Origin of the sequence: Phenylobacterium sp. (assembly GCF_044372605.1) — a bacterium.
GTDB lineage: Bacteria > Pseudomonadota > Alphaproteobacteria > Caulobacterales > Caulobacteraceae > Phenylobacterium.
Genome location: NZ_JBILRO010000036.1, coordinates 1 through 20624, shown reverse-complemented (window position 1 = coordinate 20624; position 20624 = coordinate 1). Strand labels below are relative to the sequence as shown.

At 66.2% G+C, this 20624-nt stretch carries 17 protein-coding genes and 1 pseudogene; 7 read left to right on the top strand and 11 right to left on the bottom strand.

What is annotated here, in order from left to right; translation table 11 throughout:
- A pseudogene (locus ACIQ42_RS05350) lies at window positions 1–388 on the bottom strand (hypothetical protein); the annotation flags it as partial.
- A gap of 183 nt (window positions 389–571) precedes the next feature.
- Here ACIQ42_RS05350 and ACIQ42_RS05345 point away from each other — a divergent pair.
- Window positions 572–967, top strand: a complete 396-nt coding sequence (locus ACIQ42_RS05345; protein ID WP_397421177.1) for a type II toxin-antitoxin system HicB family antitoxin — start codon at window positions 572–574, stop codon at window positions 965–967.
- A gap of 459 nt (window positions 968–1426) precedes the next feature.
- Here ACIQ42_RS05345 and ACIQ42_RS05340 read toward each other — a convergent pair whose 3' ends face one another.
- The 4 genes from ACIQ42_RS05340 to ACIQ42_RS05325 form a co-directional block, all read right to left on the bottom strand.
- On the bottom strand, window positions 1427–2464 hold the full coding sequence (locus ACIQ42_RS05340) for a hypothetical protein (RefSeq protein WP_397421176.1): 1038 nt from the start codon (window positions 2462–2464) through the stop codon (window positions 1427–1429).
- Window positions 2465–2482: 18 nt separating this feature from the next.
- Window positions 2483–3688 carry a TetR family transcriptional regulator gene (locus ACIQ42_RS05335; RefSeq protein WP_397421175.1) on the bottom strand — a complete coding sequence of 402 codons (1206 nt, stop codon included), beginning with the start codon at window positions 3686–3688 and terminating at the stop codon, window positions 2483–2485.
- Between the two features lie 160 nt (window positions 3689–3848).
- Window positions 3849–4871: an alpha/beta hydrolase family protein gene (locus tag ACIQ42_RS05330; protein WP_397421174.1), complete on the bottom strand. Its 1023-nt coding sequence runs from the start codon at window positions 4869–4871 to the stop codon at window positions 3849–3851.
- 8 nt (window positions 4872–4879) lie between these two features.
- A complete protein-coding gene (locus ACIQ42_RS05325; protein WP_397421173.1) occupies window positions 4880–7213 on the bottom strand; it encodes a TonB-dependent receptor in 2334 nt (777 codons plus the stop codon).
- 628 nt (window positions 7214–7841) lie between these two features.
- Here ACIQ42_RS05325 and ACIQ42_RS05320 point away from each other — a divergent pair.
- Together ACIQ42_RS05320 and ACIQ42_RS05315 are read left to right on the top strand one after the other, a co-directional pair.
- Window positions 7842–9695 (top strand): alkyl/aryl-sulfatase, encoded by a 1854-nt coding sequence (locus ACIQ42_RS05320; protein ID WP_397421172.1) that lies wholly within the window; start codon window positions 7842–7844, stop codon window positions 9693–9695.
- 308 nt (window positions 9696–10003) lie between these two features.
- The gene (locus ACIQ42_RS05315) at window positions 10004–11257 is read left to right on the top strand and encodes a P1 family peptidase (protein ID WP_397421171.1); all 1254 of its coding nucleotides are present in this window, start codon (window positions 10004–10006) and stop codon (window positions 11255–11257) included.
- Window positions 11258–11404: 147 nt separating this feature from the next.
- Here the strand turns inward: ACIQ42_RS05315 and ACIQ42_RS05310 are convergent, their stop codons facing one another.
- The 4 genes from ACIQ42_RS05310 to ACIQ42_RS05295 form a co-directional block, all read right to left on the bottom strand.
- Window positions 11405–12001: a hypothetical protein gene (locus ACIQ42_RS05310; protein ID WP_397421170.1), complete on the bottom strand. Its 597-nt coding sequence runs from the start codon at window positions 11999–12001 to the stop codon at window positions 11405–11407.
- Window positions 11998–12576 carry a hypothetical protein gene (locus ACIQ42_RS05305; protein ID WP_397421169.1) on the bottom strand — a complete coding sequence of 193 codons (579 nt, stop codon included), beginning with the start codon at window positions 12574–12576 and terminating at the stop codon, window positions 11998–12000. Before ACIQ42_RS05305 ends, ACIQ42_RS05310 begins: the two co-directional genes overlap by 4 nt.
- The gene (locus ACIQ42_RS05300; protein WP_397421168.1) at window positions 12573–13160 is read right to left on the bottom strand and encodes a hypothetical protein; all 588 of its coding nucleotides are present in this window, start codon (window positions 13158–13160) and stop codon (window positions 12573–12575) included. The genes ACIQ42_RS05305 and ACIQ42_RS05300 overlap by 4 nt, the downstream gene beginning before the upstream one ends.
- A gap of 226 nt (window positions 13161–13386) precedes the next feature.
- Window positions 13387–14331, bottom strand: coding sequence for an RDD family protein (locus ACIQ42_RS05295; protein ID WP_397421167.1), 945 nt, complete (start codon window positions 14329–14331; stop codon window positions 13387–13389).
- Window positions 14332–14573: 242 nt separating this feature from the next.
- On the opposite strand from ACIQ42_RS05295, the gene nadA reads away from it, so the two are divergent.
- From nadA to nadC, 3 genes are read left to right on the top strand one after another with little or no spacing between them, the layout of a single operon-like run.
- Window positions 14574–15689 (top strand): quinolinate synthase NadA, encoded by a 1116-nt coding sequence (nadA, locus tag ACIQ42_RS05290; RefSeq protein ID WP_397421166.1) that lies wholly within the window; start codon window positions 14574–14576, stop codon window positions 15687–15689.
- Window positions 15689–17206: an L-aspartate oxidase gene (locus ACIQ42_RS05285; RefSeq protein ID WP_397421165.1), complete on the top strand. Its 1518-nt coding sequence runs from the start codon at window positions 15689–15691 to the stop codon at window positions 17204–17206. The genes nadA and ACIQ42_RS05285 overlap by 1 nt, the downstream gene beginning before the upstream one ends.
- Window positions 17203–18054 carry a carboxylating nicotinate-nucleotide diphosphorylase gene (gene nadC / locus ACIQ42_RS05280; RefSeq protein WP_397421164.1) on the top strand — a complete coding sequence of 284 codons (852 nt, stop codon included), beginning with the start codon at window positions 17203–17205 and terminating at the stop codon, window positions 18052–18054. The genes ACIQ42_RS05285 and nadC overlap by 4 nt, the downstream gene beginning before the upstream one ends.
- 10 nt (window positions 18055–18064) lie before the next feature.
- On the opposite strand, the gene ACIQ42_RS05275 is transcribed toward nadC, so the two are convergent.
- Window positions 18065–18742: a DJ-1/PfpI family protein gene (locus tag ACIQ42_RS05275; RefSeq protein ID WP_397421163.1), complete on the bottom strand. Its 678-nt coding sequence runs from the start codon at window positions 18740–18742 to the stop codon at window positions 18065–18067.
- An 82-nt stretch (window positions 18743–18824) separates the two neighbouring features.
- On the opposite strand from ACIQ42_RS05275, the gene ACIQ42_RS05270 reads away from it, so the two are divergent.
- Window positions 18825–19760: a GlxA family transcriptional regulator gene (locus ACIQ42_RS05270; protein WP_397421162.1), complete on the top strand. Its 936-nt coding sequence runs from the start codon at window positions 18825–18827 to the stop codon at window positions 19758–19760.
- A 43-nt stretch (window positions 19761–19803) separates the two neighbouring features.
- Here the strand turns inward: ACIQ42_RS05270 and ACIQ42_RS05265 are convergent.
- On the bottom strand, window positions 19804–20624 hold an 821-nt coding region (locus ACIQ42_RS05265; protein WP_397421161.1), incomplete at its 5' end, for a cell wall hydrolase.

Genomic DNA, 20624 nt, shown 5'->3' with positions numbered 1-20624 from the left:
GCCGGATCGGCAGCCGCGAGAAAGGCCTGAGCGCATTGATCTCCTGGGCGACCGCCGCATCGCTCGCCGCCTCGTCCAGCCCCAGGTTCGGCACCTCGTCCAGGTCGAGCCGCCCCCAGCCCGGCGGCCGCGCCCACAGATCCGGCCGCCGCTGCCCCGGATCGAACCGCAGCGCCAGCGCCCGCATCGCCGGGTCCATGTTCGACGTCAGCGTCAGGCGGCCGTGCCCCGAGACCTGCTGCGAGACAAACCGCGCCTTGTCCTGCGCCAGCTGCTGCTGATCCGATGGCGCGCAGCCGGCGACGCCCAGCACGGCCAGCACCAGGACAATCCCGGCCCTGGCGTCAGGCGTTCGCAAATGTCGGCGGGTGAGGGTCATGGGGCTCATACGGTGTCCGGCGTCGCATATAGGCGCAAAGGGTGGCGATTATGACCCTTGCCCCACAAGTTTCGTGCAAGCGCTGGCGTGGCGGGCGGGGCCCAAACCTTGCCGAGATTCTCGATGATGTGTATAACTACACACGTGGAGAGACGTGATGTCATCAAGTCGCCTGAAACTGAAGTGACCCAGATGCGCCAGTATATCGCCCTGATCCACAAGGAAGCCGACAGCGACTACGGGGTCTCATTCCCCGACTTTCCGGGCTGCGTCACTGTCGGCGCCGACCTCGACGCGGCACGCGGCATGGCCGAGGAAGCTCTGGCCTTCCATGTCGATGGCCTCACCGAGGACGGCGAAGCCCTGCCGGAACCCTCCAGCCTCGAATCCGTGATGTCAGACCCCGACAATCGCGACGGCGTGGCGATCCTGGTCGCCCTGGCGGACGGCCCGGCCAAGACCGTGCGGGTCAACATCACGCTGCCCGAAGACGCGCTCCGCGAAATCGACGCCTATGCCGAGGCGCAGGGGTTCACGCGGTCCGGGTTTCTGCTGAAGGCGGCGCGGGGGATGCTGGCGGGGGCGTGAGCCTGTGTTGGCTTCAGGGGTAGACTGAAGCGTTCATCGGCGGCGAGGGATAGGTCTGCCGTCGCCATATCTCGTCAAGCGTCGACGGATATCAGGCCCCCGTCAACGGACGCCGGGAGGTTCCGCTGACTGACGCGCAACCGGAATGCGCGCTTCCGGGTGCCGAGCCTTCGGCTGCTGTCGACCCAAAGCGGCGGTTGGCGACATCAGATTTGGGGATTGTGTCGGGTCAAGGGACCAGCGGTTCCTTTCCAGCAACGGCCCGATCCACAACACTTTCATTCTTTAACCTAACCTGAGACGCCTACCGACCCTTCGCCAGTTCCGGGCCGCGGCTCATCGGTCGTGGGACGCTACCACCGCAGCCGCGTAATCGGCCTGGCGGGAAAGCGAGTTCTGTGGCTGGGCCGAGTTAACCTGTACGTTCCAACCTACCAGTCCGACTGCGGGCCCATTGCATCAGGCCGCTGCGAATACCTGGGCCTCAGGCCGCCAGTCGTTGAGCATTCCGACGAGAGTGCGGCCGTGCAGTTCGACGCGGACGATGTTGCCATTCCACATTCGGTCGTAGACTGGGACGTCGTACGCCGCGACGCGGGTGGCAAGCCCCCTCACGACCTCGCCATCCTCCAGGGTGGCGGAGAACTGCCGGGCGCCGGCTGGGGCCGCCGGCCGGAAGTCGGTCACGCCGCGCGCCACGCCGTCCGCCTCGAAGTCGCCATAGCGTTTCTTAGGGGACGAATTGGCAATGAACGACGCCGTCGGACTCCACATCATTGCGTAGGTGAACGGGACGTCGAAGCGGGGCGCCGTCTGGGTCTGCTCGTGCGCTTTGGCGACGCCGGTCAGGCGGCGGCTGCTGCCGGCTACTGTGAGATCGATCTCGACGTGACCCGTCCATTCCGAGCGTCCGGGCGGCAGGTTGGCCTTCAAGGTCTGCGGCCGGAAGATTGCACTAATCGTAACGGGCGTATCGCCTGGGCCGTCCTGGCCCGCAGAGCTCTGCCGGCTGCGAACGCGCGCGTCCAAGCGGATGTCCTCGAGGCCGATCACGGGCCCGCGACGCGCGAAGGCGACGCTTGCAGCAGAACTTTCGTAATCGGCGCGCGCGGCCGTTCCTTCGTTGCGGGCCTGGCTGCAGGGCAGGCGGCGTTCGGTGAAAGCATACATTCGACCGTCAAAGAGCACGTGGCACCAGACCCAGGTCGCGTTCATGTCGGGATAGCGCGAGACGCGAACGCTGATGCCGTTCCGCAACTCGGGGTCAAAGTGGAGGAGCATGAGGGACTCGCTCCACGTCTCTTCGCCGGGTCTTACCAACCCATAGTTCGCCGCCGCAGCCGTGAGGCTCGGCGAGAGGATTCCTAACGCGCCGGCTGAGCCCGCGCCACTCAGCAACATCCGTCGATCCATCGCGTTCGATCTCCCACTTTTTTCGTTCATATTCTGGATAATCTGGTGACCATCGATTGAAATAAATGTTCTGCGCCAGCGCATATCAGGGGGACAATACCCTCACGGCGCCGGACGCGGGACGAGCCCGTTTATGAAGAGGTGGACGAGGTTTGCGGTGACGGCGTGGGGCCGGACGGGACCGCGTGGGACGTACCACTTGGCCAATGAGTTGATCGCGCCTAGCAGGGCGAGGCGGGCGAGGTGGGTGTCGAGGGGCCGCACGGTGCCGTCGAAGACGCCCAAGTCGAAGAAGCCGGAGAGGATCGCCTCCAGCCGCTCGCTTCGCGCGCGCACCTCGCGGCCATGCTGGGGCGTCAGCGACTTCAGGCGCGTGTAGTTGGCGATGGGTCCAGCAGGCCCGACGTGCAAATCCACGGCCGAGGCGATGGTGCGCATGATCTTTGCCAGGCCATCGCCGGACTCGTCGTCGATCGTGGTCATGACGACCTCGGTCTTCGCCAGCGACCTGTCGTAGGCGGCGTGCAGCAGCGCCTCCTTGCTAGCGACGTAGTGGTAGAGGGCGCTCTTGGATATCCCAAGCCCGTCGACGACGTCCTCAAGGGTGCAGTTGTCGAAGCCGTTGCGGTTGAAGAACTCGGACCCGCTGCGCACCAAAGCTTCGCGTCGCCGCGCCGTCTGTTCGATGCGGTCGAAGGCGGCAGCTTGCGGCGGCTCCAGCAGATGCACCGGGGAGGGCCAGTCGGTCACGGCGGGCAGATTCCGTGGCGCAAGTCCGTGCAGGAAGATGTCGAGGTAGGCCTCGCCTATGACGTCCTTGGTCATAGCCCCCTCGTCCGGCCGCAACCAGACGAAGATCCAGTTCATCGCCCCGATGATCGAAGCGTTCACGATCGCGACGTCGGGCATCGCAAGGCTGCCGTCGGCGACGCCCTCGCTCAAGAACTCCCGTAGGGCGTGATCATGACGCAGCTCCAGGGCGACGATCTCGTTGCGGTGGGCCGGCGCCAGGAAGTCGATCTCGCCGACATAGGCCACCGGCGGGGCATCGACTGAGAGCCGCTCGCGGACGTAGGCCTCAAGGCGCGCACGGCCGGAACCGCCGGTGGCCGCCGCCTGGTGAATGGCCCGCATCGCAACCTGGCAGGCTCGCAAGTAACTCCTGTAGACAAGATCTTCCTTGCTTCTGAAGTAGTAGTAGAGCGCGCTCTTTGTGATGCCCAGGGCTGCGGCGACGCCGTCAAGAGAGGCGTTGGTCAAGCCGTCGGCGTTAAGGATGTGGGCCGCTACGTCCAGCGCCCGCTCCACCCGGTGGTCACGTAGAGAAGGGCGACCGCGCGGCCTTGTCTCCGGTCTGGATGCCGCCAAATCGTCACCACTCCCTCGTCCGCCGAACCGCGCGGACCGGCAAGATTGCTCGGCCACATTCGTAGCGCGAATGGCCCCCAAGGGATAGCGCCCCATGGCGTCAGCGGCGCCGCAGCCAGACCAGGTCGGTGGACTTGGAGGCGTCGGCTTTCCGGACCAGTGCGGCGTGGGCGGCCTCGTCGCCCCGCAGCGTGTCAGCCCAGAATTGGAGCTGCAACAGGCGCAGCGCCGCGCCGCGCGGATCGCCGGACGGGGGATCGAAATCACGGTGCGCGAAGCCGTCAACCAGGACCGCGTACTTCTCGCCGGGAGGACTGAGGTCGTAGGGCCGCAGGCGCCAAGCGGGCGTTTCGCCGGCGGCGCCGGTGTCGCGCGTGCCCGTGACCACCATCATCGGCTTCGTGATGCCGTCGAAGCTGTCCTCGTGAAACGCCATGCGGCCGGGGCCCTGGCCGCTCAACGACATGAATCCCGCAAAGCCCGACGGCGTCTGGGCCTTCACCGGTGGCGAGAGAGTCGCGCCGGCCACGACTAGGGTCGTGTAGGCGCCGAAGGAATGGCCGCTCATCCCCATACGCGAGGGATCCGCCCGCTCGAGGACCGCGCGGTCGAGCGTCCTCCCCTCCTTCATGGCGGAGACCAGAAAGCCGACGTCGCGCAGGCGGCTGTCGATGAAGAACGGATTGTCGAGGACCTTCACGAACGCCGCGCGCACGTCTGGCTGGGGCGAACCTGCTGCGGTGAGGTACGCGCGCATGGTCGCCGCTTCGGACGCGGGGATCGCGGGGTCGAGATTGTCGCGCGAGTCCGCATGGGTGGGATGCAGCACGACGTAGCCGTGGCTGGCCCAGATGCGGCCCGTGTTTGGGAAGGTCAGGAGCGAGCCGCCGAACCCGTGACTGAAGATTATGACTGGGTAGCGGCCGGGCTTGCTCGGGAAGTAGGCGCGCGTTGGAATCTGGCGGGGCCGCGCATCGTCACGCAGCACCATGTCGATGGACGACACCTCAAGGGGCCCGACCTCGGCCCACTCGCCCTGTGCCGCCGCGCGGCTCGCCAGAGCGGCCGAGAGGGGCAGGGCCGCGCCCACGCACAGCAGGTCGCGACGTGAAAAAGGACGCATCGGGAACCTCACCAGGAGTACTTGAGCTGGACGCCGTAGCTGCGGGGGCTCGACAGGCGATAGGTCACGTCGGTGTCGTCGCGCAGGCGGTACACTGTGTTGAAGATGTTGTTGGCGTAGACGGCAAATTCGATGTCGCCGGTCCGGATGGCCGCGCGCACGTCGACCTGGCTGAAGTCGTCCAGCGGCTTCTGCGGCACTTCCACGTCTTGGACTCCGCCCCATTGCTCGCGATAGTTGATGTTGAGCAGGCCCGTGAGGCTATCCGTGATGTCGCGCGTGTAGTTTAGGTTGCCGTTGGCGACCCAGTCGGGCGTCTGCGGGATTGTGCGGCCGGCATAGGCGCTCTTCTTGTACTCGCCCTCTTGCCGCGACGCCGAGGCGGAGAGATTGACCCGTCCGCCGAACAGCTCGAACCGCGTGCTCGCCTCGGCCTCGACGCCCCAGGAGTCGGCTTCGCCTGCATTTACCGCGAACGGCGCAGCCGCTGCGCCGCAGAGTGCGACCGTGCATCCGTTGGTCGTCTGGACCAGCGTGTCCTTGCCCTTGTTGCGGTAGGCGGTCAGTGTCGTATAGACGTTCGGCGCGACGTTGCCCTTAACGCCCGCTTCGAACGTCTTCATGGACTCGGGCCCGTAGATTGGCAGCACCGGGTTGGGCACCCTGACGTTGACCGGGTCGCGGCTGGAATTGAAGCCCCCGGCGCGATAGGCCGTCCCGTACTTCAGGTAGCCCATCCAGTTCTCTGCGAACTTGTAGTTCGTCGTGAGATTGTACGAGAAGTTCGTCTTCTCGAACGTCCGGACTGAGAAGGGACTCCGAACCTGTGTGGCCGTGCCCAGGCCGAAGATGTTGTTACCGGGGGTGCCGTTCGGCCGCGGTGCGCCGATGAAATCGATCAATGAATAGCGCTTGTAGTCATCAGTATAGCGCCCCTCAAAGTCGACGTTCCACACCTCTGTGATGTTGTAACCGGCCGTGAAGTAGACGGCCTTCGACTGGACGTAGAGCTTCTGGTTGGTCTCGAATGGCGCCGTGTTGGTGCGGCGGAACGCCTGGCTCAGCGGCGCGCCGGTTATGGGGTGGGTCGGACCCGTCGGCTGATCCTGGATGATCCGGTACTTGGTGTCCTGCCGGAGGAAATCGGCGCCGATCAGCCAGCGGAAGTTGCCGATCGGCTCTCCCGCCAGGTGGACTTCCTGGTAGTAGGTCCAAGTCTTGTCTTCTAGATACCGTGTCGTCGATCCGTTGAGGACGGTAAAGGCGGTCGGGGTCTGCGCTCGCAGCCTCGCGAGCGTCTCTTCGTCGATGTAGTCCGTGTCAAAGATCCCGGCGCGCTGACGATACCGGTAGGACGTAACCGAGCTCAGCTCACCGATCGGCATCTGGATCGTAGCGTCGATCGTTCCCTGGCTGACCTCCTCATAGGACCGGGCCTTCCTGTTCCAGGGTAGGCGGAAACGCGGCGTCGAGTAGGCCGTGGCCCCCGTGAACCCATTGGCCACGGCGCCCGGGGTGCCCGGCACGATGTCGTAATGCATGTTCTGGAAGGGCAGGCGCATGTCCTCGGCCTGGTAGGTTAGGGTCACGTCCACTGGCCCTTGGGCGTAGCGTCCCTGCAGCCTCCCCAGCCAACCGTGCCGCTCGTCTGCGTAACCGCCGATCGCCTGGCGGAAGTGCCCCTCGTCCTGGTCGATGACTTCCCCGCCGATGCGGAACGCCAGCGTATCGCTCAGGTTGAGGTTCACGATCCCAGTGAGGTTCTTCTTGTCCACATCGGGACCGTAGTCGAGCAACAGCCGGCCCGTGTTCTCGAACAGCGGCTGTTGCGGCACGAGATTCACCGCGCCGTAGACGGAGTTGCGCCCGTAGAGGGCGCCTTGGGTGCCACGCAGCACCTCGGCGCGCCCGAGGTCGAACTGGTCTAGACGCGTGAAATTGCGCGCGAACTGCAGGCCGCCCTGCACGTAGACGCCGTTGGCGTAGAGCCCGATCGGCGAGTCCGCGTTCGAGGCGCGGAATGTGCCCGAGCCGCGCATCGAGATCTCGGAGGTGGCGGTCGTGCCCAGGTCGTTGAAGCGGGCGCCCGGCGACGAGTTGATGATGCTGCCCATCTCCAGCGGCGCGGCGCGGTTGTCCAGCGTCTGGGCGTCCAGGACCGTGGCGGCGACGGGCACGTCGCGGAGACGCTCCTGCACTTTACGCGCGGTGACGACGACGTCGCCGAGCGTGACCTCCTCAGCCGTCGCGACGGCGGCATCCTTCGATCCCTGTTCGGCGAAGGCCGGCGTGACCGGCCACGCGAGCAGCAGCGCCGCCGAAGCCATGAGCGAGCGTTTCATTTCTTCCCTCCTGACCACTTTCTGCGAAGTGTGCACAGACGACGCCATGGATCCTAGAATAAGTCTACGAATTTGTGACTCATCGTTCAGAAAAATGGGACAGACGGTGCAAGGCGCATTCGAACGAACTGATGAGTTTGGGCTCGCAGAATGCGCCTTGGGCGTGGAAGACGCCTATTCGTCAGCGCGTGGAACGGGAGCGTCCGACATGGGCCGCTAAGCCAACGTCGGCTACCCCACCCAGGCGAAATTGAGCGGGTCTGCTTTGGGGGCGGGGCACTTGAAGGTCCGCTGTCCGGCGCGACGCCAACGGGGACAATCGACCCTGAGCGGACGTAATCCTACGGTCACCGCCGCCTGCAAAGTCTTCGATCTGCAGCCCCACCTGATCCGCAGACCGGCCCTTCGCCAGTTCCTGGCTGAGGCTCATCGGTCGTGGAACGCTGCGACCGCCGCTGCGTGATCAATGGGTCGGGGAGGGCCTCTTTGGTTCGGCGAAGTTAACCTGTCAGTTCCCAAGGTCCTGCTGGACCGCTATTTGAAGGGCCTGCCTGTCGATCCAAAGTCGCTGTTTTATGGTGGCAGTCCGGAATAGGCGCTGGAAGACGATGCCGGGGGAGACAGCGACATGGACCTGACACGGAAGACCGCCACCGAGGCTACGCGGGCGGCGCATGCAGCCATGGCGGCGGCTCTGCCCGCCGATGACGGCGGCGACTTCGTGCTGGCAAAGCGCGGCTTCGTCGGCTCGATCCCCGACGCTGACGTGCCCGGCGCCTGGAGCCAACGTCCCTTCGCCTTTCTGGAGGGCGAGCGGCCCGACACAGTGAACCCCAGCCTCTGGCGGCAGGCGCGGCTAAACGCCCATCATGGCCTGTTCGAGGTGACGCCCGGCGTCTACCAGGTGCGCGGCTTCGACATCTCCAACATCACCTTCATCGAAGGCGAGACCGGCTGGATTGTCATCGATCCGCTGACCTCGGCCCAGCCTGCGGCGGCGGCGCTGAAGCTGCTGCGCGACGAGAAGGGCGACCGGCCGGTCAGCGCGGTGATCTACACCCACAGCCACGTGGACCACTACGGCGGCATCCTGGGCGTGGCCTCGCCGGAGGAGATCGCCGCGGGCCTGCGGATCATCGCCCCCGAGGGCTTCCTGCAGGCGGCCGTCGCCGAGAACGTCCTGGCCGGCAATGTGATGAGCCGACGGGCGACGCACATGTACGGCGGCCTGCTGCCCAAGGATCCGCAGGGCCACGTGGACTCCGGCCTCGGCAAGGGCACGTCCACTGGCCGTGTCGCCCTGGTGGCGCCCACCGAGTCCATCACCCACACCGGCCAGACCCTGACGGTCGACGGGATCGAGATCCGCTTCCAGGTGACCCCGGACACCGAGGCGCCGGCCGAGATGAACTTCTTCTTTCCGAAGTTCGGCGCGCTGTGCATGGCGGAGAACTGCACCTGCCACCTGCACAATCTGTACACGCCGCGCGGGGCCCAGGTTCGCGACGCCAAGGCCTGGAGTTTCTACATCGACGAGGCGCTGGCGCTGTTCGGTGCGGATACCAGGGTGATGTTCGCCAGCCACCATTGGCCACGCTGGGACGCCGGTCCGGTCCGGCGGTTCCTCACCCAGCAACGCGACCTCTACAAATACATCCACGACCAGACGCTGCGGATGGCCAACCACGGGCTCAACGCCACCGAGATCGCCGAGGTGCTGCGGCTGCCGCCGACCCTGGAAGCCGAGTGGCATACCCGCAGCTACTACGGAACGCTCAGCCACAACGCCAAGGCGGTCTACCAGCGCTACCTAGGCTGGTTCGACGGCAATCCGGCCAACCTGCACAAGCACCCGCCCGAGGCGGCGGGCCGGCGCTATGTGGCGGTCATGGGCGGGGCAGAGCGGTTGCTGGCGCAGGCGCGCGAGGCGTTCACGGCGGGCGACTACCGCTGGGTCGCCGAGCTGGTCGGCCATCTGGTGTTCGCCGATCCGGCCAACCTGGAAGCCCGGGCCCTGCAGGCCGACGCCTTCGAGCAGATGGGCTATCAGGCGGAGTCCGGGCCCTGGCGCGACTTCTACCTGACTGGCGCCCAGGAGCTGCGCAATCCCAGGCCGCCCAGCGCCACGCCCCGCCAGGCCTCGGCCGGCCAGCTGCGCACCATGCCCACCGACAACGTGCTGGATTCGCTGTCGGTGCGGCTGAACGGGGAGAAGACCGGGGCGACGGAGATCGCGTTCACGGCGGTCTTCACCGACACCGGGGAGCGTTTCGCAGTCTGCGTCGAGAACGCGGTCCTGCACCACCGGCCCGGAGAGGGCGGGCCGCAGGTCGAGCTGACCCGGGACCTTCTGGTCGATCTGGTGCACGGCGCGAAGACCCCCGACGAGGTTGCGCTGGAGGGCCCGGGCGCGGGCGCGCTGGTCAGCCTGCTGGCGCTCCTGGATCGCTTCGACCTCTGGTTCGAGATCTCGGCCCCCTAGAGAACGACAGCTTGAAGTGGATACCGGTTCAAGCGCCCGTCGGTGTTCCGGTGACACTTTACTTAACCCCCAACGCGCCGCTTTTTGGGGGTTAAGTAAAGTGTCACCGAAACGTGGGCTGTCTGACGCGCAACCGGAATGCGCGCTTCCGGGCGCCGAGCCTTCGGCTGCTGTCGACCCATTGCGGCCGTTGGGAGAGGCCGCTTTCGGGGCCGAGGCCAACGACCGCTCCTGGCGCTACAACGATGTCCAGCCGATTGCGTGCTCCCCACGCGGCGTCTAGCTTCTCTCCGTCATTGGGGGTGAGCATGTACGGACGGATTCTTGCGCTGGTCATCATGTGCACATTTGCGAGTCCGTCGCTGGCGGCGGAGCCCCGGGCTCGCGATCTCGGTGTACCGTTCGATGGCGCCCCTGGGCCCCTCAATGCGATCACGGATGTCGCAGGGGTAGAAGTGGGGTTCAAATCCCTGGTCACGGGCGACGGCCTTCTGTTGCGAGGCAAGGGGCCGGTCCGGACCGGCGTCACCGCCATCCTTCCGCGCGGCAAGACCGATGCGCGGTCAGTGTTCGCCGGATACTTCGCGGGTAACGGCAACGGCGACATGACCGGCACGCACTGGGTGGACGAAAGCGGTGTTCTCGAAACGCCGATCCTGATCACCGGCACAGGCAGCGTGGGCGTGGTGCGGGATGCGGCGTTCAAGTGGCTCACCGAGCGCCGCCGTGACGCCTTCTTCTGGTACCCCGTTGTGGGTGAGACGGCCGATGTGCCACTGCACGACATGGGTGGCCACCACGTCACCACGAAGGACGCTCTCGACGCCCTGGACGGCGCCCGCCCAGGCCTCGTCGCCGAGGGTAACGTCGGCGGCGGCGTGGGTATGGTCTGCAACGGCTTCAAGGGCGGCACGGGAACGGCATCACGCCGGCTGTCCGCACAGGCCGGCGGCTATACGGTGGGCGTGCTCGTGCAGTGCAACTACGGCTCGGCCCATGGCCTCAGGATTGCGGGTATTCCGGTGGCGCGCGAGATGAAACTGCAGCCGCACTGCGTGACCAAGCTGACCTCGCCGCCGCAGTCGATCTTCGGGCAGACGGCGCAGCTCTGCGATCCGAAGCTGCTGGCCATCGCCGACGCACCCGACCGGGAGCATCGCGGCTCCATCATCATCGTCATTGCGACCGACGCTCCGCTGACGCCGGATCAGCTGAAGCGCCTGGCGCGCCGGGGCGCGGTCGGGCTGGGCCGGCTGGGCGCTTACGAGGCCAACGGCTCGGGCGACATCTTCATCGCCTTCTCCACCGCCAATCCCGATGCCGACGACGGCAACTGGGAAGCGGATCCAAGCAAGCCAGCCGCCATCTCCCGGCTGACCAGCGAGGCCACGAACCCTCTGCTGGAAGCGACGGTGCAGAGCGTGGAAGAGGCGGTCGTCAATGCCATGGTGGCGGCGCGGACGATGACCGGCGCCGACTATTGGACCGTCTCGGCCATGCCTCACGATCAACTGCAGCAGGTGCTGCGCGCGCATGGGATGCTGGTTCCACCTGCGCGGTAGTCATCCCCGTTCGCGACCAACGTCCGCTTGTTGGCCCGAACCCAACGGTTAGAATCGACCCGAAGCGGACATAAGCCAGCCGGGCGATGCCCCACGATTGAGATGCCGACAGGTCCAGAACTCGGCATTAGCGAGTGAAGAAATACTCTAAGGCGCTCTCAGCTTAGCCTCGACCGCCGCCACCAGCGGGTTGAACTGCGGCAGCCAGTTCAGGAAATAGAGGATCAGAAGTCCAAGGATCAAATACATCCAACGCCCCCTCGGGACGACGCAGGCCAGAACCACCAGGACGAAATAGCTCCAGCTGATCCAGTTCATGGGAAAGGGGTAGGCGCGGTCGGCGGCCTGCCAGGCCCACACGGTGCCTGTCGCGGCGATCAGGTTGATCGACAGGATGATCCCGAACACGAGCCGTCGCCGGGCCCAGAAATGCTCGTCCAGCGAGGCCCAGCCCGAGAAGTCGCGCGGGAACACGACCGAGGCGGCGACATAGTAGGTCATGGCCATCACCATGCCGACCACCAGAATGCCGAAGCCGAAGTCAATGCGCCGCCAGTCCTGCCAGGCCACAGCCCAGAAGCCGGCTACGTCAAGCGCTATGAAGACGGCGAGCATGGGGGTCAGCCAACCCACCTTGACCTCTCCACGCTCGTGGACCGTGCGGGCGATACCGGAGGCGATCTCGGCCACCGAGAGGCCGAGGATCAGCCCGTAGAAGCTGAAGAAGAACTCGAAATCGCTCAAAGTGCCGCCCATCTCAGGAAAGAGAGGACATTGACGGCCATCATGAGCAGCAGCAGGCCGATATTGGAAGGCTTGTTCCGGGTCAGCGAAATGGCCGCGACGCAGGCGAAGAAAACCAAAGGTTGCCAGCTTTGCGACAGGTCAAGCCAGAATGCGAGGCGTTCGGCGCGGCCCGCAGCCGTCATGGCGGGGATCGCCTCGAACATAACCAGCCCGGCCACCGCAATGCCGATCATGACCAGTCGGCGGTGGCGCATATAGACCGCATCGAGATCGGGCTCGCGCGACAGGTCCCGCGGGAATACGACCGAGGCGGCGATGTAATAGAGGGACGCCGCACCGAGGCTGAGGACGATGACGACATAGTCCAGCGGACGATCACTGAAGAATCTGTAGGCCGCCATCCAGAAACCGCACAGATCCGTGAGCAGCACAAGGGCTAGCAGGGGTGTCAGCACGCCGATCCGGACGCCTTTGGAATCATGGACGAGACGCGAGATCCCCGCCACGACCTCCACCACCGACAGGCCCAAAACCAGCCCGTAGAGGGTGAAGAAGAACTCGAACGCGCTCATGCCGTCATGCCGGGCAGGGAGGTGACGAAGTCGCGCAGATTTGGAAGAATCAGCAGGACGAGCAGCACGAGGATCAGGCGACGATCTTTGGCCACCATCACGGCCAGCGCCGCCAGGATGAACAGCACTGGCGACCATAACTGAGCGGGGTCCGTCCACTTGGCGAGGACTGCGACCCGACCGGCCTCGCTGAACAACGGCAGCATATCGAAGGCCAGCACGCCGGTGACGATCATCGCGCCCATAACCAGTCGCCGATGCCGCATGAAAACCGCGTCGAAATCCGGCTCAGCCTTGAAATCCCTCGGAAAGACGACCGAGGCGGCGACGTAGTAGATGCACGATATGGCGATGGAGATGACCAGCACGGCATAGGACAGGTCGTAGCTCTGCAACCGGTCATAGGCGCTGACCCAGAACCGCGCGAGGTCGAGAAGCATGAAGACGGCCAGCGTCGGCGTCAGCAGCCCGACCATGACGTGCCGCCGGTCGTGGGCGAGACGCGCGAACCCCGACACGATCTCGACCACCGACAGCCCCATCACCAGGCCGTAAAGGGTGAAGAAGAATTCGAACGCGCTCAAACTGCCCCCCGGCTACAACCCATACGGTCAAGCTACTTCCGGATCGTCGTTCCGTCACCGTTGAAACCGAGGCCGGACACATCCTGGCCGCTGAGGGATGCGGCAGACAGGGGGTTCCGGTGGCCTTCAACGTCGTACGTGTGTTGTCACCATAAGATTTCAACCGCGAAACCACGCGAACTTTCGCGAACGCGTCCATGTGGCCGCGACCGCCATGCAGCGAGAACTAGTGGGTTAAGTCTGAGAATGTTTCGCTGTAGCTGCGCCAGCTGCTGGCGATGCCCATATTGAACCCGTATCGAATATTCACCACGACATTCTGGTCCGGAGCCGGTGGGTGGCGCGCCACCAACGCCTTGCCCAGTTTGCGGGCCTCAGCCTTGGGGTCGGCGGGCCAGGCCTTCAGCCGCGCGTTGAGGACAAGATTTCGGGAAACAGTCCGCCCGCTTCGGGTGGTAATCATGACGGTCGAGCTGTCCGCGATGGTACTGCTCTGGACCTCGGGAAGAGCGTTAACAGCGCCCAGCGCCGACATCATCTCGGCCAATGGACGCGGCAATTGCGTGAGCGTGTACGCAGTCAGGCCCGTCGTGATGACCGCAACGCCCACTACGATGCCGATCGCCACTCGGACATGGGTTGTCCCGCCCGACGTACCGGGCGCGGCGGTGCGGTCTGAGCGAACTACGACCGTCCCGGTCAGGAGGTCATGCGCCAATCGCCGGGTTGGTCGATTGAATATCAAAAGGTAGAGCTGCGCCAGGCCGAGGCCAAAGAGCGTCACACCCGCAAACGCGACAACCACGAGGTTGGCGGGCGTCAGCGTAAGTTCAATTCCGTTGCAGGCCATAGGGGCTACAAGGACTAGGCCCCGAACGAGGGAACGCCCCAGCGAGATCTGTCCACCCTCTAGGCTCACAACCCGCAGCTTCAGCAGCCGCTGGGCGGGTGTGCTTCCACCGAGCATCTTGCTCCCGAAGGCCCCGAAGTAGACCGTGGCCAAGCCGAGGCCCAGCAGTCGCGCCCATTCTCCCAGGCCCGCCAGTAGATCGAAGGCCGCAAATCCGATGAGTGCCCCGACAATGCCGAGGATCGTCGTATCGATGACGAAGGCGCCCAATCGGCGCCAGAAGCCCGGGTGTGCGCCCGCGCTCTCAGTGAGCGTGTCCATTCAGATACCCCTCTCCCCGGCCCCCACTCTAGCCGGCACGACATTCTTTGCAACTTGACCGCGAAGGCGCGCGGGCCGCTACTTTTCCCCAGCTGCGCGCCCGCGTCCGCAATCCCCTGCGGTTTTCCGGAAAATCGGCTTGCGCTGACCGTCGATAGGTCTATATTGGGTTTTGCTCGAAATGAGCATAACCACCGGTGTCAAGGTTCCAACGGCCTCGACGCCTTTTACAGGCCCCAGTAATGCTCATTTTGAGCATAAGAAGGGTTACAATGGCCGCCGACGGATTTCAGTTCGCGTTCACCCCCGAGGTCGAAACCTCGACCGCCCCGCTGTGGGAGAAGGTCAAGCAGCACGTCACGCCGATGGAATGGCGCCGGCAGGCGCCGCTGATCGCCGAGATCAACCGGCTGAAGCAGGCGAAGAACGCCGTCATCCTGGCGCACAACTACATGACGCCCGAGATCTTCCACGGCGTCGGCGATTATGTGGGCGACAGCCTGGGACTGGCCAAGGAGGCCGCGCGTTCCGACGCTGCGGTGATCATCCAGGCCGGCGTCCACTTCATGGCCGAGACCTCCAAGATCCTGTCGCCCGAAAAACGCGTCCTGATTCCCGATCTGCGCGCCGGCTGTTCGCTGGCCAGCTCGATCACCGGCGCCGATGTGCGGCTGATCAAGCAGCGCTATCCGGGCCTGCCGGTGGTGACCTACGTCAACACCAGCGCCGAGGTGAAGGCCGAGACCGACATCTGCTGCACCAGCGCCAACGCCGTTCAGGTGGTGGAAGAGGCCGCGCGCCTCTGGGGCGTCGACCGGGTGATCCTGATCCCGGACGAGTTCCTGGCCCGCAACGTCGCCCGCCAGACAGACATCAAGATCATCGCCTGGCAGGGCCGCTGCGAGGTGCACGAGCGTTTCAACGCCGCCGACATCCTGGAGCTGCGCGCAGCTTACCCCGACGCCGAGATCCTGGCGCACCCGGAATGCCCCACCGACGTGATCGAGGCGTCGGACTTCACCGGCTCCACCGCCGCCATGACCGACTATGTCGCCAAACGCCGCCCCAAGCGGGTGGTGATGATCACCGAATGCTCGATGGCCAGCAATGTGGCCGCCGACTCGCCGGAGACCCAGTTCATCGGCCCCTGCAACCTGTGCCCGCACATGAAGCGGATCACCCTGGAAAACATCTACGAGACCCTGGTCCACGATCGCTATGAGGTGACGGTCGATCCGGCCATCGCCGATCGCGCGCGGCTGGCGGTCCAGCGGATGATCGACCTGCCGCCGCCGGCGGTGCCCGCGCGCTACGATCTGGTCAAGGCGCGCCACCACGTCGACGTGGAACTGATCTGATGGAGCGCTTGCGCCATGATGGCGTTGTGGTGGTCGGCGCGGGCCTCGCGGGCCTGAGCGCGGCCCTGAACGCCGCACCGGCCCAGGTTCTGGTCCTTACTGACGCCCCCTTGAGCCACGGTTGCTCGTCCGCCTGGGCGCAAGGCGGCGTGGCTGCAGCGCTCGGCGCCGATGACGCGCCGGCCCTGCACGCGGCAGACACCGTGGCGGCCGGCGCCGGTCTGGTCGTCGCCGACGTCGCCCGCCTGCTGGCCGAGGATGGCCCCGCCGCGGTCCGCCATCTCGCCGCCCTTGGCGCGCCGTTTGACCGCACCGCCGATGGCGGCTTCGCCCAGAGCCTGGAAGCCGCGCACAGCCGCGCCCGCGTGGCCCGCGTCAAAGGCGATCAGGCCGGGCGCGCGATCATGGATGCTGTGGTCGTGGCCGTGCTGGCCGCGCAGCATATCGAGGTCAGGACGGGCGCCCACCTCACCGGCCTGCTGCAGGCCGCCGACGGGCGCATCCGGGGCGTCGTCGCCCAGATCAAGGGCCGCAGCGTCGAGATCACCGCCCGGTCGGTGATCCTGGCGACCGGCGGGATCGGCGGGCTCTATGCGGTCACCACCACCCCGGCCGAGCTTCAGGGCGAGGGTCTTGGGCTGGCGGCCATGGCGGGGGCGGTGATTGCTGATCCCGAGTTCGTCCAGTTCCACCCCACCGCGATTGATATCGGCCGTGATCCCGCGCCGCTGGCCACCGAGGCCTTGCGCGGCGAAGGCGCCACCCTGGTCAATGGCGACGGGGAACGCTTCATGGCGGCCTATCACGTCGATGCCGAGATGGCGCCGCGCGATGTGGTAGCCCGCGCCATCCACGCCGAGCGCGAGGCGGGCCGGGGCGCTTTCCTGGACGCCCGCGCCGCTGTGGGTGCGCACTTCCCCGACGAATTCCCGGCTGTCTTCGCCGCCTGCCTGGGCGGCGGCATTGACCCCCGCACCCAGCTGATCCCGGTGGCGCCCGCTTGCCACTACCATATGGGCGGGATCGCCACAGACAGCGACGGTCGCACCTCTTTGCCCGGCCTCTATGCCGCCGGCGAGTGCGCCTCAACCGGCGTGCACGGCGCCAATCGACTGGCGTCGAACTCATTGCTGGAAGCTGCGGTGTTCGGGGCCAGGGCTGGACGCGCCGCCGCCGCCGAGGCGCCGGTCACGGGAGCTACAGCGCCCGTCATGGCGGCCGACCTGGCGCCGGGCGACCTGCAGACCCTGCGCCAGGCGATGAGCCGCGACGCCGGAGTCATTCGCGATGCAGCCGGGCTCCAGCGCTTGCTGGACCTGATCGACCAGCTGGAGATCGCCGGCGGTCGCAGCGCCCCGCTGGTCGCCGCACGCCTCGTGGCGGCCTGCGCCCTTGCACGTCACGAGAGCCGGGGCGGCCACTACCGCACCGACTTCCCGGAACACGCGACGGCAGAACGCACATTCGTGACGCTGGATCAGGTCACCCACCCCAATCTGAAGTTCGCCGCCGAATGATCGAGCCCCTGCCCGACCTGCTGGTCGCCCCCATCGTCCGCGCCGCCCTGGCCGAGGATCTGGGGCGCGCCGGCGACATCACGGCCATGGCCTGCATCCCGGCCGATGCGCGCTTGACGGCGGTGTTCAACGCCCGGCGCGGCGGCGTGGTGGCGGGCCTGTCGTGCGTGCGGCTGGCCATCGCCGAGCTGGATCCGACGGCCACATTCACCCCGATGGCGACCGAAGGCCAGACCATCAGCGCGGGAACCGCCCTGGCCCATGTCAACGGCGCCGCCCGGGCGATCCTGTCGGCGGAGCGCACAGGCCTTAACCTGCTGGGCCGCCTCTGCGGCATCGCAACCCTGACCCAGGACTTCGTACACGCCGTGAAAGGCACCCAGGCCCGGATCACCGACACCCGCAAGACCACGCCTGGCCTGCGGGCGCTGGAAAAGTACGCCGTGCGCTGCGGCGGCGGGACCAACCATCGCTTCGGCCTGGATGACGCCATCCTCATCAAGGACAACCACGTGGTCGCCTGCGGTTCGGTGGGTGAGGCCGTGCGCCGCGCCAAGGCCTTCGCCGGTCACCTGGTCAAGGTCGAGGTCGAGGTGGACAGTCTGCTCCAGCTCCAGGAAGCATTGGGCCACGATCCTGACGTCATCATGCTCGACAACTTCACGCTCGAGGACATGGCCGAGGCGGTGAAGATCACGGCGGGCCGGGTGGTGCTGGAGGCGTCTGGCGGGGTCACCCTGGATACCGTCCGCGCAATCGCTGAAACCGGCGTCGACGTGATCAGCGTCGGCGCCCTGACCCACTCGGCCAGAGTGCTCGACATCGGGCTGGATGCGGTGGGCAACTAGGCGACAGCGCCTAGCTCGTCGCAGCCGCCGCCTTGGCCGCCGCCGTTCGCGCGTCGGCCATTTCCGCCATGCGCGCCTTGATTTGCGCCAGAACCTCCGGACGGGCCAGCTCCGGGCGTCCGGAGTTGAACGGCGGCGCCGGCGCATACTCCAGACCAAGCTGCACCGCCTCGGCATAGTCCTGCCCCGCCAGTTCGGCCAGCATGGTCAGGGCGAAGTCGATCCCGGCCGTCACGCCGCCGCCGGTGAAGACATTGCCGTCGCGAACCACGCGTTCGTCGGAAACGATCGCGCCGAACTCGGACAGTTGGTCGCGCCAGGCCCAGTGCGACGTGGCCCGTTTGCCCTTCAGGAACCCCGCCGCGCCCAGGATCAGTGACCCGGTGCACACCGATGTCAGATAGGTCGCTCCCGCGCCGAGGCGAGCGATCTCGGCCATGAAGGCGGGATCAAGCATGGCGTCAGTGGTGCCGAACCCTCCCGGCACGCACAGCAGATCGCAGCGCTCCAGCTTGGCGAGGTCGGCCAGGTTCGAGAACCGCAGGCCTTCGGCGTCAATGTCCTGTCCCCCCATCGAGGCGACGACCACGTCGGCGTTCGGGGTGCGGACCAGCACCTGGTGAGGTCCTGTGAAATCGAGATGGGTCACGCCGGGATACAGCGCAAAGACGATCTGGAATCTGGACATCCAAGGTCTCCTGAGAGTTGACGGACAGGATCTAGACGGCGCATGGTTTGGCTGAAATGACGTTATTCCCACATTTTCTGCCATGAGCCGCCGCCTCGCCCTGGTGATCTTTCCGAACTTCCAGTTGCTGGACGTCGCGGGACCCATCGCCGTATTCGAGATCGCGGAACGCTTGCGGCCCGGAAGCTACGATCTGACGGTCGAAGCGGTCGAAAGTGGCCAGATCCCCAGCTCCTCAGGCGTCTGCCTCGCCGCCCGACCGCTCAGCCAGGGCCCCCTCCACACGGTGATGGTCTCGGGTGGAGACGGCACGCGAGATGTCGAGAGTCTGCAGGGCATCGTCCGATGGCTGCGCGCCGTCGAGGTGCAGCGCCCCACCAGCGTCTGTTCCGGCGCCTATCTGCTGGCCGAAGCCGGCCTTCTGGACGGACGTCGCGCCACCACGCACTGGAGCCGGACCGACGACTTCGCCCGCCGCTATCCCAGGGTGAAACTCGACGCCGATCGCATTTTCATCCGGGATGGGGACGTCTGGACCTCGGCAGGAATCACCGCCGGCATCGATCTGGCCCTGGCGCTGGTGGAGGACGACCTGGGCGTGGAGGTGGCCCGCATGGTCGCTCAGGCGCTGGTGGTTCATCAGCGTCGGCCCGGCGGCCAGTCGCAGTTCTCTGCGCTCATCGATCTGGGCGGGCGGACGGGACGCTTCGGCCCGCTGATGGACTGGGCCCGCGCCAATCTGGCATTGCCGCTCACTGTGGAGCAACTGGCCGACCAGGCGGCGATGAGCCCGCGCAACTTCGCCCGCGCCTTTGTGGTCGAGACCAGCACGACCCCGGCCAAGGCGGTGGAACGGCTGCGGCTGGAAGCGGCGCGCGCGGCGGTCGAGAACGGTTTCGACCCGATCGACCGCATTGCCGAGGCTGTCGGGTTCGGCGACCCCGAACGCATGCGCCGCGCCTTCTTGCGCGCCTTCGGCCTGCCCCCTCAGGCGCTGCGCCGATCAGCGCGAGGCTAGATCTTTCCGGCCAGCGCCTTCAGCCGCCCAGGCGAACCAAGCCTCAGGAGGTCGAGACGGTCGCCGACTGCGGCGCCGAAAGCGCTGCGGCCTCCGTCGGCTTGGGCGCAGGGGCTGAGACCGGGGCAGGCTTGGTCAGCATGTCCGACGTCGGCCGAAGGGAAGCTTCGATAGCGTTTTCGACCAGATCAGGCGCCACGTTCAGGTCCGCGGGCAGCCCGGCAGCGCCAGAGATCAGAACGACGTTCTCGGATTTGGTTACGTCACGCGCCGCGACCTGAACACGGTAGGGGGACAGCTTGTAGAAAACATGGGTGCCGACCTGGGCCACCCGCAACATGGACGGCGCCCAGAACGGCGAGACCGCCGTGGTGTGGAAATGGGTTGCGCGCCCGATGTCCGCGCCGGATGCGCCGGCCAGGGTGCGCCGCGCCACGCTGCGGGACCGCTCCCAGGCCTCGGTATCACGCAGGCGCTTCATCGAGCCATCGCAGGTAAAGCTGAACTGGCAGCCTGATCGGCCGGCACCCTGGAAGACGACGCCGCAGACCGTCTTCGGATAGGCTGGATGGCTGACGCGGTTCATGACCACCTGGGCCACCGCTGCCTGACCCCGGGCGCTTTCGCCACGGGCCTCGTAGTAGATAGCTTCGGTCATGCATTCGAGATCAGCCCGGCGCATAGCCCTGGCCGCGCCGCGGTCATTGCCAAAACGGATCGCCACGATCTGTGCGTCAGCACCGGCGCGGAAGCCGTACTGCTCCAGACCCACGCGAAGCCCCCGCCCCTGAGCCTCCAGGTGCGAGCCGGTGTAGCCCGTGGCCGCAGCCTCGGCCATGAGAATGGCTTCTGCACGCTCGGCGA